This is a genomic window from Streptomyces sp. NPDC020983 (genome assembly GCF_044333485.1).
In the GTDB taxonomy this organism is placed as follows: Bacteria; Actinomycetota; Actinomycetes; order Streptomycetales; family Streptomycetaceae; genus Actinacidiphila.
In genome coordinates this window covers 1-17,532 of record NZ_JBIRRA010000026.1, presented here as the reverse complement: position 1 = coordinate 17,532, position 17,532 = coordinate 1, and the positions used below count along the sequence as shown (strand labels likewise).

General features: G+C 74.8%; 17 protein-coding genes and 1 pseudogene. 3 read left to right on the top strand and 15 right to left on the bottom strand.

The features are described from left to right. Window positions 1–305: 305 nt before the first annotated feature. Complete coding sequence (locus ACH4SE_RS35275) at window positions 306–1,499, top strand: RtcB family protein (protein WP_398547658.1); 1,194 nt, start codon at window positions 306–308, stop codon at window positions 1,497–1,499. A 55-nt stretch (window positions 1,500–1,554) separates the two neighbouring features. Here ACH4SE_RS35275 and ACH4SE_RS35270 read toward each other — a convergent pair whose 3' ends face one another. Then, complete coding sequence (locus ACH4SE_RS35270) at window positions 1,555–2,349, bottom strand: DUF4157 domain-containing protein (protein ID WP_398547657.1); 795 nt, start codon at window positions 2,347–2,349, stop codon at window positions 1,555–1,557. A 74-nt stretch (window positions 2,350–2,423) separates the two neighbouring features. Beyond that, entirely contained in the window at window positions 2,424–3,815 is a 1,392-nt protein-coding gene (locus ACH4SE_RS35265) for a hypothetical protein (RefSeq protein WP_398547656.1), read from the bottom strand. Between the two features lie 197 nt (window positions 3,816–4,012). Between ACH4SE_RS35265 and ACH4SE_RS35260 the strand changes: the two genes are divergently transcribed. Beyond that, complete coding sequence (locus tag ACH4SE_RS35260) at window positions 4,013–4,639, top strand: response regulator transcription factor (RefSeq protein WP_398547655.1); 627 nt, start codon at window positions 4,013–4,015, stop codon at window positions 4,637–4,639. 92 nt (window positions 4,640–4,731) lie between these two features. Here ACH4SE_RS35260 and ACH4SE_RS35255 read toward each other — a convergent pair whose 3' ends face one another. The 13 genes from ACH4SE_RS35255 to ACH4SE_RS35195 form a co-directional block, all read right to left on the bottom strand. Beyond that, the gene (locus ACH4SE_RS35255; protein WP_398547654.1) at window positions 4,732–6,072 is read right to left on the bottom strand and encodes an NADase-type glycan-binding domain-containing protein; all 1,341 of its coding nucleotides are present in this window, start codon (window positions 6,070–6,072) and stop codon (window positions 4,732–4,734) included. Next, a complete protein-coding gene (locus ACH4SE_RS35250) occupies window positions 6,069–6,629 on the bottom strand; it encodes a phage tail protein (protein ID WP_398547653.1) in 561 nt (186 codons plus the stop codon). The genes ACH4SE_RS35255 and ACH4SE_RS35250 overlap by 4 nt, the downstream gene beginning before the upstream one ends. Window position 6,630: 1 nt before the next feature. After that, window positions 6,631–8,595, bottom strand: coding sequence for a putative baseplate assembly protein (locus ACH4SE_RS35245; RefSeq protein WP_398547652.1), 1,965 nt, complete (start codon window positions 8,593–8,595; stop codon window positions 6,631–6,633). Further along, window positions 8,592–8,999 carry a GPW/gp25 family protein gene (locus tag ACH4SE_RS35240; protein WP_398547651.1) on the bottom strand — a complete coding sequence of 136 codons (408 nt, stop codon included), beginning with the start codon at window positions 8,997–8,999 and terminating at the stop codon, window positions 8,592–8,594. The genes ACH4SE_RS35245 and ACH4SE_RS35240 overlap by 4 nt, the downstream gene beginning before the upstream one ends. Before the next feature lie 3 nt (window positions 9,000–9,002). Next, window positions 9,003–9,275: a PAAR domain-containing protein gene (locus ACH4SE_RS35235; RefSeq protein ID WP_398547650.1), complete on the bottom strand. Its 273-nt coding sequence runs from the start codon at window positions 9,273–9,275 to the stop codon at window positions 9,003–9,005. Window positions 9,276–9,296: 21 nt separating this feature from the next. After that, window positions 9,297–11,162 carry a VgrG-related protein gene (locus ACH4SE_RS35230; protein ID WP_398547649.1) on the bottom strand — a complete coding sequence of 622 codons (1,866 nt, stop codon included), beginning with the start codon at window positions 11,160–11,162 and terminating at the stop codon, window positions 9,297–9,299. A 3-nt stretch (window positions 11,163–11,165) separates the two neighbouring features. Further along, the gene (locus ACH4SE_RS35225) at window positions 11,166–12,023 is read right to left on the bottom strand and encodes a peptidase M23 (protein WP_398547648.1); all 858 of its coding nucleotides are present in this window, start codon (window positions 12,021–12,023) and stop codon (window positions 11,166–11,168) included. 4 nt (window positions 12,024–12,027) lie between these two features. Beyond that, window positions 12,028–12,459: a phage tail protein gene (locus ACH4SE_RS35220; protein WP_398547647.1), complete on the bottom strand. Its 432-nt coding sequence runs from the start codon at window positions 12,457–12,459 to the stop codon at window positions 12,028–12,030. Window positions 12,460–12,490: 31 nt separating this feature from the next. Continuing rightward, window positions 12,491–14,413 carry a hypothetical protein gene (locus ACH4SE_RS35215; protein ID WP_398547646.1) on the bottom strand — a complete coding sequence of 641 codons (1,923 nt, stop codon included), beginning with the start codon at window positions 14,411–14,413 and terminating at the stop codon, window positions 12,491–12,493. Between the two features lie 21 nt (window positions 14,414–14,434). After that, the gene (locus tag ACH4SE_RS35210) at window positions 14,435–14,575 is read right to left on the bottom strand and encodes a DUF6760 family protein (protein ID WP_199923532.1); all 141 of its coding nucleotides are present in this window, start codon (window positions 14,573–14,575) and stop codon (window positions 14,435–14,437) included. Continuing rightward, on the bottom strand, window positions 14,572–15,024 hold the full coding sequence (locus ACH4SE_RS35205; RefSeq protein WP_398547645.1) for a hypothetical protein: 453 nt from the start codon (window positions 15,022–15,024) through the stop codon (window positions 14,572–14,574). The genes ACH4SE_RS35210 and ACH4SE_RS35205 overlap by 4 nt, the downstream gene beginning before the upstream one ends. Further along, window positions 15,024–15,467: a phage tail protein gene (locus ACH4SE_RS35200; RefSeq protein ID WP_398192791.1), complete on the bottom strand. Its 444-nt coding sequence runs from the start codon at window positions 15,465–15,467 to the stop codon at window positions 15,024–15,026. The genes ACH4SE_RS35205 and ACH4SE_RS35200 overlap by 1 nt, the downstream gene beginning before the upstream one ends. An 80-nt stretch (window positions 15,468–15,547) precedes the next feature. After that, complete coding sequence (locus ACH4SE_RS35195; protein ID WP_398547644.1) at window positions 15,548–17,074, bottom strand: phage tail sheath family protein; 1,527 nt, start codon at window positions 17,072–17,074, stop codon at window positions 15,548–15,550. Between the two features lie 208 nt (window positions 17,075–17,282). On the opposite strand from ACH4SE_RS35195, the pseudogene ACH4SE_RS35190 reads away from it, so the two are divergent. Continuing rightward, window positions 17,283–17,532, top strand: a pseudogene (locus tag ACH4SE_RS35190) (hypothetical protein); the annotation flags it as partial.

The window sequence follows — 17,532 nt, the reverse complement described above, 5'->3', positions numbered from 1 at the left end:
CGCGCCCCCGGGGCCGGCCTCGTGCCACCGCCACGTGCCGCAGCGGTCCCGGCGCGGTAATTCCTTGGCGCGCTTGAGCGAACCCTGGACACAATGTCTACCGCACGCGGCGCGGAAAGCGCCCGTGGGGGTGGGTTCACCGGGTGACCCGTTGGCCTGTCCCGGTATCGGACGTTTCATGCCGTACGGGTGTGAAGGTGGCGTTCCGCGCGCCACGGGGCATAGATGTCCCTGACGTCCGTCCCCACCGTATTCCGTTCCGCTCGTTCGTCCGTTCCAGTCGGTCCATGTCCCGGGGGGCAGCCATGTCGTACACCGAAGTACCCGGGGTCCGGGTTCCGATCCGCATGTGGACGGACCCGGCCGCGGTCGAGGGCGGCGCGATGCAGCAGCTGCGCAACGTCTCGTCGCTGCCGTGGATCAAGGGCCTCGCCGTGATGCCCGACGTCCACTACGGCAAGGGCGCCACGGTCGGCTCCGTCATCGCGATGGAGGGCGCGGTCTGCCCGGCGGCGGTGGGCGTCGACATCGGCTGCGGCATGAGCGCGGTGAAGACGTCACTGACGGCGAACGACCTGCCCGGCGACCTGTCGCGGCTGCGGACGCGGATCGAGCAGGCCATCCCGGTCGGCCGCGGCCTGCACAGCGACCCGGTGAGCCCGGGTGACGTGCACGGTATGCCGACGTCCGGCTGGGACGACTTCTGGGCGCGCTTCGACGGGCTCACCGAGTCGGTGCACTGGCGGGCCGAGCGCGCGGCGCAGCAGATCGGCACGCTCGGCAGCGGCAACCACTTCATCGAGGTGTGCCTGGACGAGTCGGGCGCGGTGTGGCTGATGCTGCACTCCGGCTCGCGCAACATCGGCAAGGAGCTGGCCGAGCACCACATCGAGGTGGCCCGGTCCCTGCCGCACAACAAGGGCCTCGTCGACCGCGACCTCGCCGTCTTCGTCGCGGACACCCCGCAGATGGCGGCGTACCGCAACGACCTGTTCTGGGCGCAGGAGTACGCCAAGCGCAACCGCGCGCTGATGATGGGCCTGCTCCAGGACGTCGTGCGCAAGGAGTTCAAGAAGGCGCGCGTCACCTTCGAGCAGGTGATCTCCTGCCACCACAACTACGTGGCCGAGGAGCGGTACGACGGTGTCGACCTGCTCGTCACCCGCAAGGGCGCGATCCGCGCGGGCAGCGGCGAGTACGGCATCATCCCCGGCTCCATGGGGACGGGCTCCTACATCGTGCGGGGCCTCGGCAACACGGACGCCTTCAACTCGGCCTCGCACGGCGCCGGGCGGAAGATGAGCCGCAGCGCGGCGAAGAAGCGCTTCTCCACGCGCGACCTGGAGGAGCAGACGCGCGGGGTGGAGTGCCGCAAGGACTCCGGGGTCGTCGACGAGATCCCGGGTGCCTACAAGCCCATCGAGAAGGTCATCGACCAGCAGCGCGACCTGGTCGCGGTGGTGGCCAAGCTCAAGCAGGTCGTCTGCGTCAAGGGCTGAGCCCGGCGGGGCCGGCCCCCCGGGGGCGGGGGCGCGGACGGCGGAGGGAGAGGCGTCAGCTTTCGGGCGGCGCCTCTTCCTCGTCCTCCTTGTCCTGCTCCGGGGCCCGCTGGACGGAGGCCTCCGCGCCGTCCTCCTCGCGCTGCACGGCCGCGCCCGCGGGCACGGCCGGCGCGGCGGCCGGTTCGGGCCCGGTGGTGGGGGAGGGGGCGGCCATGACGCGCTCGGCGTTGGCGGAGGCCTCCTGCTCGAAGCGGTCGGAGGGGTCGCTGACGCGGATGCCGCCCGCGGTCTCGGTGCCGTCGACCGGGCCCTGCCGCTGCTGCACGACGTGCGTCAGCTCGTGGGCGAGCGTGGTGCGGCCCGCGTCGGACGCCGGGTCGTAGGCGTCGCGCTGGAAGACGATGTCGCTGCCGACGGTGTAGGCGCGGGCGCCGACCTCGGCCGCCGAGGCGTGCGCGTCGGAGCCGGTGTGGACGCGGACGTCGCCGAAGTCCGCGCCGAGCCGCGACTCCATGTCCGTGCGCGTCGCGGCGTCGAGCGGCTCGCCGCCCCCGCCGCCGACGACGTCGTGCACGGACGACCGGGGCGCCGCCCCGGCGCCGGGCGCCTGCGTGTACTCCTCGTCCTCCCGCCGCTGCTCGCGCTGGAGCACCGCGCCCACCCCGCTGTTGCCGACGAGCCGCTGGAGTGTGCCGAGCCCCGCGGCGCCGACCACGTCGGTGCGGCCCGCGGCGGCCGCCCTGAGCAGGTGGGGCAGGGCGGCCTCCTGCGCGTCGGCGTCGGTGTTCTGCCGGTGGGCGCCGTCGTGCTCGTGCTCGTGGTCGGGGCCGTGGGTCTGCGCTCGCATGCCGGGTCCTCCCGGAGGGTGTCGGTGCCAGTGGTGCGCGGTGCGGGTGCCGTCCGGGCGCCTGGCGCGGCCGGTCAGCTCGTGGTGCTCTGCAGGGTGCCGCCGAGGAGCAGGGATTCCGAGCACTGCGACGGTACGGGCGCCTTGACCGGGTGGCCGACCTCGCGGCAGTCGACGGTCAGGGTGATCCGGCCGCCCGCCGGGACGACGATCGGCGTGACGAAGTGGTAGTCCGGGGCCCGGAAGTCCTCCAGTGCGAGCGTGAAGAGCCGCCGGCCGGGGACGGTGACCACGAGGGTGCCCGCGTCGCCCTGCGGGTTCTGCGCCAGGATGTCCGTGACGTCGAAGCTCTTGCCGCTCGGGACGGTGTAGGAGGCCGTCCTGGTGCCTCCGCCGGCCGCGTCCTTGACGCTGATGTCCGCGGTGGTCGGCACGCCGGGCGCGGGGCTCGCGCCCGCTCCCGGGGTGGCGCCGCCCGCGCTGCCCGCGGTGGTGCCCGTGCCCGCGGAGGTGCTGCCCGCCGTCGCCGCGGGGGCGGCCGTGCCGGTGCCCGCGGCCGAGCCGGTGCCGGCGGTGGAGCCGGCCGTGGAGCCGGCGGTGCTGCCCGCGGTGGTGCCGGCCGTGGTGCCGCCCGCGGTCGTCCCCGGGGTGGCGGACGCGGCGCTGGCGATCGACTCGGGCGTGATGGCGTCGCGCGCCGCGGACCGCACGGTCGGGCGCAGCAGCCCGTACCACAGGCCTACGAGGACCCCCGCGAGGATCACCGTGGTGATGATCGCGCGCGGCAGCCAGCGCGGCAGGATCGCCTGCTGCTCGTAGGTGCCGTCGAGGATCGTGGGCGGGCGGGCGCTGCCGTCCGGCGCGGGCTCGGGGGTGATCAGGAGCTGGAAGGAGTGCGTCATCGGCGCGCCGCGCCAGATCCGGCGCGCCGGGCGGGCGTTGAGCCGGGCGAGCTTCGTCTCGCCGCTGGGCAGGGTGAGTTCGGCGGGCTCCAGCGCGAACCTCACGCCCTCGCCCAGGCCCTGGGCGGCCAGGGCCACGGTCAGCGGGGTGTTGCCGCGGTTGTCGATCGCCGCCTCGTGCCGGCCGCGCCACGCGCTCTGCGACGTACGCGGCACCAGTTCGGCGGAGATGTCGGTGAACGGCAGGACGTCCAGCGGGCGTTCGGCGACCACCGGCAGGTTCGCGTCGCTCGTGGGCACCAGCCGCAGGCCCAGCGTCGTGGCACCGGGGGCGGTGCCGGGTGTGCGCGGCGGGCGGACGCGCACCTGCGCGCTGCCCGAGGCGCCCGGGTACAGCGACAGCCGCTCGGGCTCCACCGTCGTCCACTCGGCGCAGGGGCCGACGGGTTCGAGGCGCAGCTCCTCGACGGTGGTGCCGGAATTGGCCACCTGCACCAGCAGCGTCACATCGCCGCCGGGCTCCACGGCGACGGCACCCTCGTCGAAGCTCCCCGAAATACTCATACGCGTCACCGTAGGAGCGGAAGTTTTCCCTCCGGAGTGGCCGTGCAGGAAGTCTTTCGGGCAGGAATGGGTTCGCTTTGAGTCATCCTGTGCGGCGCCGGGGAATAGCGGGATGACAGAACGGGAACTCCAGACGCCGACAGTGCACGTCAGGGGATGGAGACCCGTGCACGAAAGGGGGAGGGACTGTGAAGGAAATGAGCGTCGACCGCATCGCGGTTGATCTTCGCGCCTGGGATCCGATCTCGCATGCCGGGGTCGCGAGCCAATTGCGGCTGCGGCCCGAGATCCGGCTGCTCGACCGGGATCCCGAGGCGGCGTCCGTCGTCGTGGCGGTCGTCGACGCGGTGGACGACGAGGTGCTCGGCATGCTGCGGCAGATCCACCGGGCGGGGAGCCCGCGCGGGGTGCTGGTGGTGACCCTCATCGACGAGAACCAGCTGGTCAAGGCCGCGGAATGCGGTTTCGTCGGAGTCGTCCGCCGCTCCGAGGCCTCGCCCGCGAAGCTGGTCGAGGTCATCGGCGCGGTCGCCCGCGGCGAGGGCTACGTCCCCGCGGACCTGCTGGGCGGCCTGCTGGTGCAGGTCGGCCGCTTCCAGGGCGAGCGGACGAACGCGCACGGCCTGAATCTCAGCCGGCTCAACGCACGGGAGATCGAGGTGCTGAGGCTCGTCGCCGAGGGGTGCAGCACCGCGGATATCGCACTGAAGCTCGCATATTCCGACCGGACCATCAAGAACATTCTGCACTCGGTGATGACCCGGCTGAATCTCAGAACGCGCTCGCAGGCGGTCGCGTACGCGATGCGGCAGGGGCTGATCTGACGATCAGTTCGCTGGTGATCGTTTTTCCGGGGCCGCGCCCCGGAAAAACGATCACCAGCCTCTCCGTATTGATCACGCAATAGCGGAACGGATCACTGGCGCCCGAAGAACTCCACTTCCGCGACGGCCAGCCGGTGGCCGCCGGTCGCGCCGTAGCTGGCGTCGGTGGTGAGCCGGATCCGGACGACGTCCGAGGCGTGGACGTCGAAGGTCTGCGGGCCCGCCTGGTCGTGCAGCGAGACCGTGCGGGCGGTCGCGTGGCCCGCGGCGTCGTAGAAGGTGAGGGTGATCTTCGACGGGCGGGCCTGTGTGAGGAAGGTGCCGTCGTCCGCCGAGCAGCCCGGTGTGACGATGATCGTCACCAGGTGCACCGGCTGCGGGAAGCCGGCCTCCACGTACTGGCCGACGCCCGCGCCCGGGGCGGCCGGCGTCCAGTAGCGGTTCGCGTAGCCGTCGAAGGCCATGCCCGCCGGGTGCGCGGGGTCGGCGCTGGAGGCGGTCGCGGAGTTCGGGTGCAGCGGGGCGGGCTTCGACGAGCGGTCCCGGATGTCCGAGACCAGGTTCGACAGCTGGCCGCGGGCGAGCCAGCCCCCGAGGGCGAGCACCACGGCCACCGCCGGCCACACCGCGCGCGGACGCAGCCGGCGGCGGGTGCCGGTGCGGGCGCGCGGGCGGTATCCCGCGGCGACCGCGCGCTCCCGGCGCCGCCGCAGCCGCCGCCACCACGGCAGGGGCGCCTCGGGTACGGGGGCGGGCGCCGCCGGGTCCGGGGCCCGTGGGTCGAGGACCGCGCCGCACCGCGCGCACAGGTGCCGTTCCGCCGGGTTGGCGGCCTGGCAGCGCGGGCAGGGCCGGTCCGGCAGCCGCGCCGGTGTGGCGGCGTCCTGCTCCGCGCCGACGTCGAAGAAGCCGGTCACGGGCTGCGGCCGCTCCGTCCGCTCCCCGGGGCGCCGGGCCGCGGCCGCGTCCGGCACGAGGGGCCCGCTGCGCGGATCGGGCGGCGGCAGCGGTACGGCGGCGGGCTGCCCCGCGAGCGTCCCGGCGCTGACCGGCCCCTCGGCGGAGGACCGCGGCGCGACGGGCGGCGGGGACTGCGGCATCGGAGGCGGCACGGGCTCGTACGGCCGCGGCGCCGGGCCGAAGCCCCGCGCGGCAGCGGACGGCTGGGCGGGCGGGGGGCCGTAGCCCCGCGGTGACGGCTGCGGGCGCGGTTCGGGGCCGGGCTGCGGGGCCGGGCCGGGCGGTTGCGCCGGACCGTGGCCCTGCGGGGGGCCGGGGGGCTGCGGTACGGGGCCCGGCCGCCGCGACTCCGGGTCCGGGGGCTGCGGTGCCGGGTCCGGGCCGGGGGCGGGGTCCCAGGCGAGGAAGGCCTGGCAGGCGGCGCAGAAGCGGGTGGCCGGGGGGTTGTCGTGGTGGCAGGTGGGGCAGATCACGACGGGCTCCCGGGGGCGTCGAGGGGAAGGACCTCGATGCGGTACGTGACGTGCGCGGGGACCTCCGAGGCGACGAGCTGGTCCAGCGCCGCCCGGTCGACCTCCGCGGGGTCGGCGACCCGCAGCCGTACCGTCACCCGGGCGCCGGGCGTGCCCGGCAGTGCGGTGCCGGGGCGCGGGGACCAGGCGGTGCCGCCGTTCTCCCGGATCTCCGGCTCGGTGCCGGTCGCCCGGCGGACGGCCTGGACCAGTCCGCGCCGGGTGCCGCGGATGCGGTGCTGGCCGACCGCCGCGGCGACGACCTCGCGGCGCAGTGCCTCGGGGCGTTCCTGGTCCTGCTGGACGGCGGCCCACTGGCCGAGCCACAGCAGGAAGTCGGCGGGCGCGGTGCCGCTGCTCAGGTGGGCGGCGAGGTTGTCGAGGACGAGCAGGTCGGGCGCGACGACCTCGTCCAGCGCGGCCAGGAAGCGGTGCAGGAAGTCCTGCTCCTGGTAGACGGCCGGGAGCCGGTCGATGAGCGGGTGCGGGCTGGGCAGCCCGGGGATGGCCGAGCGCATGTCACCTCACCTGTACCTGGACGTCGTGGCTGTAGCTGAACACCAGGGAGTTCGGGGCGAGTTCGAGCCGGTCGACGGGGTCGGTGCGCTCGCCGGTGTACGGGTCGGCGGGGAAGAGCTTGACGTCCTCGACGAGTTCGACGCCCGGCACGCGCTGGAGCACCGCGAAGACCTCCCCGGCGTGGACGGGCCGCCCGAAGGGCCAGCCCTGGTCGTCGGGCCCGCCGGTGAGCGGGCTGAAGTGGTGGTAGAGCGCGGCGAGCGCGGCGTCCCGCAGCGGCCCGGTGGGCGTGCCGGGCACGGCCTGCACCCGTGCGGCGACCGTCATGCCCTGGTAGAAGGGCGGTTCGACGTTGAGCCGGGTGCCGACCGGGCAGCGGTCGTGCAGGTACGAGGCGATGCCGGAGAGCATGTCGGTGGGCGGCTCCAGTTCGCGGAAGTCGATGCGGCCCTGCGCGTCACCGCGCCCCGCCGGGACGACCAGCAGCCGTACGCCGCCCGCCGCTTCGGCCGGGTCCTCGCCGGAGTCGGCCGCGGAGAGGCAGCGCACCCGGGCCACTCCCGGCGCGACCTCGCGGGCGAGCCGCTCGTAGTCCTCGGCGACGACCGCGCGGTGCAGGGTGCGCAGCGTGAGGGGCCCGCGTACCCGGGCGTTGTCCACCGTCTCGCCGTCGACCCCGCCGACCGCGGCCCGGCGGTTCTCGACCCGGGCGACGAAGGGCACGGAGCTGCGCAGGATCCGCAGCGCCCCGCGCGAGACGTTGCCGCGCCGCCCGCCGCCGGTGCGGTAGCCGCGTACGCGCACGGCCGCGTCCTTGGGCGGCACCGCCCCGAACAGCCGCACGGTGCCGTCCGGCTGGCGCACCGCCGGGCCGAAGTCGACCCGCCCGGAACCCGGGTCGAGGGTGAAGTGCCGGTCGGACCACGTGGAGTGCGCGAAGTCGTCGACCCGCTGCCAGCGCGCCCAGCCGTCGCCCTCGGCGACCTCCACGACGAAGGGCGCCCCGGTCGGCTCCACCGGCGGCCGGGCGACGTGGAAGGTCTGCCCCGGCAGCCCCTCGGCCGTCCCCAGCACCTCGGCGCCGACACTCTCGGCGTGCAGCGCCTCCACCGTCCCGCCGATCGTGAACGCGCCCGCCTGCCGTACGGTCGGCGGCGCCACGTACGTCGGACGGCCCTGCCCGGCCGCGACCAGCCGGCAGCGCACCCAGCCCGCGGTGACGCCCGCGCGCACCGCGGTCGCGTGTCCCTCGGGGACGTGCAGGACGACCTCGCCGGCCTTGTTGAAGCCGCCGGTGTCGTCCTTGTCGACCTCGCAGGGCAGCCACTCGTCCCCGCACAGCGCCTCCCAGCGCAGCGGCGGGTCGGTCGGGTCGACGCCCACGCCGTGCACCTGGCAGTCCAGCCGCAGCACCACCGCGCAGCCGGGCACCGCGGCCGACAGCCCGACGTACAGGCAGTCGCCGGGCTGCGGGGTGGCGCCGAAGCACGGCACGTCCCGGCCGAGCCGCAGCTCGGCGGTGCGGTCGGTGACGGAGCCGCCCGCTGTGCCCGTGGCCAGGTACGCCCGCTCGCAGGGGACGACGGCCAGTTCCCGGGCGGTGCCGAAGACCACGGCCTCCTCGGTCTCGGTGCGCACGGTCGCCACCTGGGTCCCGGGCGGGACGCGTACGGTGTCGGGCTGCGGGGCCGACAGCCAGAACGTCACGTCGGCGCGGGCCGCGGTCGGCGGGAACAGCCGCACCCCGATGAGGTCGAGGAAGGCCAGGTAGTTCTTCTCCGGCACCCGGTTGAGCCGGTAGATGAGCTGGTCGACCATCGTGGCGAAAGCCTCGATGAGCGTGACGCCCGGGTCGGAGACGTTGTGGTCGCTCCATTCCGGGCAGCGCCGCTGCACGAGCTGCTTGGCCTGGTCGACCAGCTGCTGGAAGGTGCGGTCGTCCAGGTTCGGGGCCGGCAGCGTCATTCGCCCTCCTGGTGCTGGGGGATCACGTAGAACGGGAAGACGAGGTTGCGCGGGTCGTTCGTACCGCGCACGGAGTAGCCGATCTCCAGGTAGAGCACGCCCTTGTCGGCCTCGTCGAAGCGCACCGCCACCTCGGCCACGTCGATGCGCGGCTCCCAGCGGTCGAGCGCCAGCCGCACCTCGTAGGCGAGCTGGCCCGCGGTGCCCGCGTCGGCCGGCGCGAAGACGTAGTCGCCGAGCGCGCAGCCGAACTCCGGCCGCATCGGGCGTTCCCCGGGCGCGGTGGAGAGGATGAGCCGGATCGACTCGGCGATCTCCCGGTCGTCGCGCACCAGCGCGATACCGCCGGTCGCGTCGGTGTGCGGCGGGAAGGCCCAGCCCGCGCCGATGAACTCCTGTCCCATCGCTCAGCCTCCGATCAGCACGGTCGGGCAGCCCGAAGCGACGGGCGAGCCGCAGCCCGCGGTGTCGCCGACCCGGGCGGCGCGCCGCCCGCCGATGAGCACCGAGGTGCTGCCGGGCCCCAGGAGCACGGACGGCACGTGCAGCGGCATCCCGCACGTGTGCGGGGTGCCGACGACCGCCGCGGGCCGGCCGCCGATCAGCACCGAGGACACGCCGGGGCCGCCGACCACCCCGCCGTGCCCGGTCGTGTCGCCCACCCGGGCCGCTGCTCCCATCCGTCCCCCACCCCCGTGACGTCAGTTGATACGGACCATCGGCGCGGTCACCGACAGCGAGCCGTTGCTGCGGACGTCGGTGCGCTCGGTGCCGTCCACCGTCACCTGCCGGCCCTGCACCGAGACCGCCGCGTCCGTCGTCAGCGACACCGCGCCCGAACCCGCCCGGAACGTCAGGCCGGAACGCGCGGCGACCTCGACGACGTCGCCCGCGAGCCGCAACCTGCCCTTGCCGGCGTCGAGTTCGACGCCGTTCGCGGCCTTCACCGACACCTGCGAGCCCGCCTCGATCGCGACCGAGCCGTCGCTGTGCACGGTGATCGCGGTCTGCTGCCTGTCGAGCATCAGGTGCGTCTTGCCGTCACCGGTCGCCAGCCGCACCCCCTGCACGCCGCCCGCGGTGTCGAGCAGCTCCAGCTTGTTGCCCTCACGGGAGGCCAGTGCGCGGCGGTTGACGGCGCCGCTCGTCGGGTCGACGGCGTCCCCGGAGCCGCCCTTCGCCCCCGTGGGCCTGTCCTTGCCGTTGAAGAGACCGCACAGCACGTACGGCGCTTCGAGCCGGCCCTGCTCGAAGCCGGCCAGCACCTCCTCGCCGACCTCGGGGATGAACGCCTCGCCGCCGCCCGCGCCGGCGGCCTGCCCGCAGCGCGCCCAGTCGCTGGTGTAGTCGTCCGACAGCCACGGGAAGCGCACCTTCACCCGGCCCAGGCCCTGCGGGTCCTGGGTGTCCGTGACGGTCGCGTTGACCAGCCCGAAGCAGCGGCCGTCCGCGGCCGGGCCGCCTCCCGGCTCTCCCGCCAGGGCGTAGAGCGAGCGGTCCTGGTCGCCGGTCACGCCGATCCACGTCTCGTAGCCGCTGACCGGATCGAAGACGTGCCGCACCGACGTCACCGTGTAGCCGCCCTCGAAGGGCGCGCCGACCCCGGCGAGCGTCACCGTGCTGCCCGCGCGGATCTCCGGATTGCCGCGGACGACCGCCTCCAGCTCCGCGAACGATCCCGCCACCCGGGCCGCCAGCGCCTTCGCGGCCTGGTCGACATGCGCCTGGTCGCCGTACGCGGTGTCGCTGACCAGCAGGCTCGCCGGGCCGAAGGGGCGCGTGACGTCCGCGGCCGTCACCGCGAGCCGCAGCGTCCCGGACGTCCCGGCGTCCGCGTGGCCCACCAGCGGCTGCTTGGTCTGCACGTCCCAGCCGCGCACCTCGACCTCGGTGACCTGCTCGGCCGCCGACACCGACGCCCGGCAGCGCAGCAGGTTGTCGCCCATCTCCAGCACCAGCGGATCGCGCGCGGCCCGCGCGGTCACCGAGGGCGCCCCGCTCGCCCCGGGCGGCGCGGTCACGTTGAGCGTGCCGTCCTCGACGTAGACCTGCGCGCCCGCCTGTCCGGCGAGTGCGCGCAGGAACGCCCAGTCGGTGACGTTCGGCTGCACGACGTGTTCCAGCACCGGCCCCGCCACGTCGATCGACCCCGGGCGCAGCCCCGCCCGCCGGGCGACCTGCGTGCAGATGTCGGACAGCGTCATGTTCTGGTAGCCGGCGACGCGGCGGCCGCGGAAGAGCCGGTAGGACTCGTCCGTGCCGCGCACCACCGTGAAGGTGCCGCCGTCGTCGATCTCCAGCTCCAGGGCCGTGACCACACCCGTCAGCAGCGGCTGCGCGCTCGGCGGGCCGCCCGCCGCCGCTCGCAGCCGCACGGGCGTGCCGACCGCGATGCCCGCCTTGGCCAGCAGCACCCGGCCCGGGTCGCGGAAGCGCAGCAGGAACGTGCCGGGCAGCGTGCGGCTGCCGTCCACGGAGGCCTCGACGAGCGTGTCGCCGAGCCCCGGCGGCAGCGGCCGGCCGCCGAACTCCATCACCAGCGTCTTCGCGACGCCCTGGTTGACCACGGCTCACACCCCGCCGCTGCCGTTGTACGTGCTGCCGCTGCCGCTGCCGCTGCCGCTGCCGCTGCCGCTGCCGCTGCCGTTGTACGTGCCGTGCCCGGCCTGCCGCAGCCGGTCGATCTCCTCGACGGCGGGCAGCAGCAGCTCCCGCCCGTGCGCCAGCCGGATCGGGTCGTCGATGCCGTTCGCCTCGGCGATCACCCGCCACGCCGCCGGGTCCCCGTACTCGCGCCACGCCAGCACCGCGAGGGTGTCGCCGCTGCTCACCTTGTGCACGCGGTGCGGGTGCAGCGCGCCCGACGTCGGGTTCTGGCCCGGGGTGTCCCCGCTGATCTCCTCCATCGTGACCTGGCAGACCGCCCGGATCGGCACCCCGGAGGTCGTGAAGAGCGTGTAGTTCGCCTGCACCTGGCTGACGTAGCCGGGAAAACCGGTGAGCCCGCCCCAGTGGAAGACCACCCACGGCGGCGACGCCCGCTTCTGCTGCCGCGTCTGCCCGGTCGGCACGCAGCACGAGAAGAGCTGCTCGACCGTCCTGACGACGCTGGTGTCGTGCGTGTCGCTCGCGTCGAGGAACATCTCGACCGTCAGCTTGCTGGGCTGCGGCCCCTGGTACTCGGGCGGGCCCGCGCTCTTGGCGCCCTTGGCGGGGGTGCGGTTCCAGGTCGCCGCCTTGGTGAGGCTCAGCTCCTTGGGGTTGAACTGGAAGTCGATCCGCCCGCACGCCGGGCCCGGTGTCAGGCTGCCGCCCGGCGGCGGGGTGCGCAGCTCCAGGTAGGCGTGCTCCAGCTTGGGGCGTGCGCCGCCCGCCGCCCCCGCCGCGGTGCCCGCGCCCGTCGCGCTGAACGCCACCGGACTGCTCATCGCGTCAACTCCCCATCACGTAGCCGTGGTGGGCGATCTCGATGGTCTCCACCGCGACCTTCGGCGACTCCGGACTGAACGACGGCCCGCTCCACCGCACCGGCACCACTTCGAGCAGGCCCCACTGCGCCACGACATGTCCGTCCGCGGTGCGCGCCTCGATGTGCGCGGTGCGGCGCTTGATGCCCGTCGTCATGCTCGCGAACCACTTCGCGACCTTCTCGGTGTCGCGCGTCAGCGGCCGGGACAGCTTGACGTTGGAGTAGCGCAGCCGGGTGGGCAGTTGCCACGACAGGCTGTTGTTGCCGCCCTCCTCGCGCGTCTCCAGCACGACCTCGCAGCCGAGCCCGTCGCAGGTGTTGAACGAGCCGAGCTCGATGCCGTCGACCGTCACGACGAAGCAGACGCTGACCGCGGGGTCATCGGTGACCGGCATGACATCACTCCTTCTCGCTGCGGGGGCCTTGTCAGTGGCGGGTGTTGATGAGGAAGCCGGCACGTTCGCGGTCGCGCCGCAGCTCGTCCTTGAGGAGGCGGCTCAGCCGCGGGAAGAGGGCGCGGACGAGGGCGTCGTCGACGTGCGGGGCGGCGCCGTCCCCCGCGTCCGGCCGCCGCACGGAGCCGGCGGGCCTGCTGGTGGTCGTGGCCGGGGGCCCGCCCGGGCCGGCGGCGATGTCCGAGGGGCCGGCGGCCGCCGGCCCCTCGGATCCGGAGGAGGGTGCGAACTCCGGTTCCGCGGGCGGGGGTTCGGGCGCGCGCTGGACCGTGGGGACGGTGGGCGACGGCGGGGTGAAGACCACGGAGCCGTCCGCCGTGCGCTGGGCCACGCCCGCCGCGATCGCGACCGCACCGGCGTCCGTCCAGGGGCGGTTGGCGGCGGGTCTGCGGGGCTCGGGGCGCGGTGGGTTCGCGCCGCCGGGGGCGGGGGCGGCCGAGCGCTGGACGTAGGGGGCCGTGGGGACGGCGGGGCGCGGGGAGGGTGCTTCCGCTTCCGCGGCCCAGCGCGCGACCACCGGCTGCTCCGGGTCGGGTTCGGGCGTCGTGGTGGTGCCCGGGGTGCCGGTGCGGGCGAAGAGCGGGACGGGGCGCTCGCCGACCAGCCCCGCCAGGCGCTCCGGCCCCGGCGCGGGCGCGGGCGGCGGCGCGATCGACGGCGCGATCGACGGCGGGGGCGGCGGCGCGATCGGCGGCGGGGAGTGCGGCAGGTCCGCGGGGAGGCGCTGCACCCCGGCCAGGGCCAGGGGGCTGCCGGAGGCCGCCGGGTCTGCCGGGATCGCTGGGGCTGCCGAGACCCCCGAGACCGCCGGGAGCGTCGGGACCTCCGGGATTTCCGTGGCGCCCGGGTTCGGGGGCTGCGGGGCCGGTCCCGGGGGGAGCAGGGGGTCGTCGCCGAGCAGCGGGCCCTCCGCGGGGGAGTCCGGTGCGGGGTGCGGGGCGGCGGGCGTGGCCGGGGCCTCCGGGGTCCGCTGCGCCGTGAGCGGCTCGGGGGCCGCGGGCTCGGGGGCGGCGGGTTCCGGGGCCGCGGGCCCGGGGGTCACGGACGCGGGCGTGGAGCGGGCGGCGGGCCCGCGCGCGGTCGGGGGCAGCCCCGGGAGGGGCTCGCCGATGCCGAGGTGCGGGTGGGGACGGGCCGCCGGCTGCTCCGCCGTCCGCTGCACGGGCGGGGGAGGGGACGGCGGCAGGGGCCGGCCCGGGGTGCGGGCTCCGGTGCGCGCTCCTGGCCCGGCCCCGGGGAGGTCCGCGGGCGGGGCCGCGCGCTGGATTGCGGGCGGGGCCGGGGGCTCGGCCCCGGGGGGCGGTACGAGGGGCGGGCCGGGCACCTCCCGTACGGAGGAGGGCCCGTCCGCCTCGGGGGCCGCGTCCGGCGGGTCGAGCGGCCGTACGGTGACGGGCTCGGGGGAGGGCGCCCCGGCCGTGTCGCGGGGTGCGGCGGCGGAGGTCAACGGCCCGCCGTCCAGGACGCGTTGCAGCGCCACCGCCGGATGCGTGCCCGAGCCGCCCGAGCCGCCCGAGCCGCTCACGTCTCCCGCGTCTCCGGCGTCTCCCGCGCCGCCCGCCTCCGGCGGCGCCCAGGTGCGGGTGCCCGGCTCGGGGGCCGCGTCCTGCGGCGGTCCGGGGGACGCGGACGCGACGTCGTACAGCATCCCGGACGGTGCTTCCGGGCTCACGAGGTGGCCCAGCGGCCGGGACAGCGAGACGTCCTGCCAGGTGCCGAGGGACGCGCGGAAGCCGCCGGGGTCGATGACCAGGCCCATGTCGCCCGTGGTGCGCTGGAGCGGCGGCAGCTCGCGCCACGCCTCCCCGCCACCCCGTGCGGGGTCCGCGGGCCCGGCGGCCCGCGCGTTCGGCCGGTTCCGGCTCCCGCCGCCGAGCCATGACAGCAGTCCCACCCCGTTCCCCTCCCTTCCGGTTCAGCCGCTGAGCTGCGCCGCGTGCCGGACGTAGCGGAGCCGGTCGGCGTGCTCCAGGTCGAGGATCTGGTCGAGCGGCCAGTGCAGGTGGTAGGCGAGGTACGCGACCTCCTCGTGGATGCGGTCGGCCGCGTACGTCACGATTCCCCCAGGCGACCACCGCCGCCGGACAGTTCCACCGCGAAGTCCTCCCGGCACGCCGGGCAGGTGACGCGGGCGCGGGTGTGGCCCTCGGAGTTGATCCGCCGGTAGAAGTCCTGGAGGAAGGCCAGATCGGACGCGAAGAGGTCCTCGATGACGCCCGGGTGCACGTCCTCGACCGTCCCGATCCGTACGACCACCCGGGAGATCAGCACCACCGACAGGTAGGCGGAGTTCTCCCGCACCCGGTCGTCGCGCAGCGGCACCAGCTCGTCGCGTGCCGTCGCCAGCCGCATCACGCCCGAGCGGTGCACGGTGCCGGAGTCGTCCACGTAGCCGCGCGGCAGCTCGAAGGCGAACTCCGTGCGCAGCCCGCCGCCCCCGCCGGTGTCCGAGGGCGAGGACGGTGACGCCGGCGGGGACGGGGCCGCGGCCGTGATCCGGCGCATCAGTCGAGTTCCACGCTCTCGTAGGTGATCGACAGCTTCTCGGTCAGGACCGAGGTGTCGCCCGCCTTGAGGGTGCTGATCTCCAGGGACTTGGGCCACGCGTTGATCAGCTTGTAGCGCTTGATCGGCAGGCCCTCGTAGTCGTAGACGATGATCGAGCCGTTGCGCCGGGCGTTGGTCATCTTCCCGAACCGCGAGTCCTTGATCCACTTCTCGAAGCTGTTGTCCTCGGTGAGACCGCGGGTGACCGTGACCTCGCCCGCCTTGGGGCGGCCCGGCAGCTTCTTGATCGCGTACTTGCCGTCCGCGGTGTTCTGCTTCAGCTCGATGACGTCCTGCTCCATCTTCAGACCACTGACCTCGGTGATCCGCTTGATGAGGACGCTGTCGAACTCCAATCCGAACGAGTGCCCGACAGAACTGTCGAGTTCGGGCAGCGGCATGTCTCCGGCCTCCTGTGATCGCCTTCCGGGTGGGGGACTTCGCGGTCCGGCCCGCGCGTGCGGGCCACCTCCTGCGCGGCCTACTCGTCGACGGCGCCGGACCCGGCGGACATCTGCGCGAGCCGGAAGACGACGAACTCCGCCGGTTTCACCGGAGCCACCCCGACCTCGCACACGACCTGCCCCACGTCGATCGCCTCCGGCGGGTTGGTCTCCGCGTCGCACTTGACGTAGAAGGCCTCGTCCGGCGTGAGGCCGAACAGGGCGCCCTTGCGCCACTCGTTGACCAGGAAGGCGGAGATCGTGCGGCGGATCTTGGCCCACAGCGCGTCGTCGTTCGGCTCGAACACCGCCCACTGGGTGCCCGCCAGGATCGACTCCTCCAGGTAGTTGAAGAGCCGGCGCACGTTCAGGTACCGCCACGACGGATCCGACGACAGCGTGCGCGCGCCCCACACCCGGATCCCGCGCCCCGGGAAGACCCGCACGCAGTTGACGCCCGCCGGGTTGAGCAGGTCGTGCTCGCCCTTGGTCACCTGCGTCTGGAGCGCGACCGCACCGCGCACGACCTCGTTCGCGGGCGCCTTGTGCACCCCGCGCGTCTCGTCGCTGCGCGCCCACACCCCCGCGATGTGACCGCTCGGCGGCACGAAGCCGTCCCGGCCCACGGACGGGTCGAAGACCTTGATCCAGGGGTAGTAGAGCGCCGCGTACTTCGAGTCGAACGCCGCCGTCCGCTCCCGCCACACCTTCACCTGCTGCGGGCTCATCGCGGGCGGCGGGTCCAGGATCGCCACCCGGTCGCCCATCAGCTCGCAGTGTGTGACCAGCGCGAGCTGCACGGAGATCAGCTGCTCGCCGTCGATCCGCCCGGCCTGGTACGCGCTCATCAGGTCCGGCGCGGCCACCATCGTGACCTCCTCGACCGCCTCCAGCCCCGCCACGCCCGTGCGCTGCTCCGGGTCGCCGGTGTACGACGCCGCCGACACCTCCACCGGCCCCGGCGCGGCCGCCGGCACCGCCACCTGCTGCGCCTCCGGCCGTTGCGGTGCCGGCCCCTGCTGGCTCTCGGCCAGCGCGATGAACTGCGAGCGGGAGCGCACCTGCGTCGCCGCGTTGTCCTTGCTGCGCTTGGTCGTCAGCTTCGGGAAGGTCTCCACGACCTCGCCGTCCCGCCGGACGACCAGCCCGAAGGTGTCCTGCGGCGGGTCCTCGCCCTCCGGCTCCGTGACCTCCACCGAGATCTGACCGGTGACCTGCGGCAGCGCCCGTACCTCGTACGGCCCGACACGCGCCGCCTCCCCGCCGGTCAGCTCGGCGGGCCCTTCCCCGCCGGCGGAGTCCGGCGCACCGACACGGACGACGTAGCAGATGCCGCCGCCGTTCGCGAAGAAACCGTAGACGGCGCCGGGCAGGTACGCTCCCTCGGCGAAGTCGCCGAACACGCTCTTGAACTGGGTCCAGTTGCTGATCGGCGTCGGCTCGTGCAGCGGCCCCTTGCGAGCGAATCCGATGAACGCGGCAACCGCGGTCCCGACCCCCTCGATGGGCCTCGACCCGGACTCCACCTCTTCGACGTAGACGCCCGGGGACAGGTACGACGGCATGCCACTCCCCCCTCGACCATGAGATACGGGACGAAATCCTCCGGCGACCTCCTCCTCCGCGCACAGGATTTGGGCCGTACCGGCGACTCGACCTCGATGTCCTAAGGGGCAGCCCGAACGGTCGAACCGGCAGGGCACCCCGCCCTTCCCCGACGTCCCGCCTTTCCGCTTGTCCCGCCGCGCCGGGGCAGGGGCAACGCTGGCGGACATGGTGTCGACCGCGCGCGGAGACCGCGGAGGAGCCGAGCGGGCAGCGAACCGCCCGGCCCCCACCCGCGAGCCCGCGCCCGCTCCCTCGCCGCAGGAGGAGGCAACGCGTGCGCCGGCGGCCCCGCTCAGCCGGGCGTCGGTGCAGGCGCTTGCGGGTGTGGCGGGGAATGCGGCGGTTTCCCGGTTGGTGGCGCAGCGGTTTGTGGCGCCGGTTGTTCCTTCGGTGTCGCAGGCGCCGGGGATGCGGC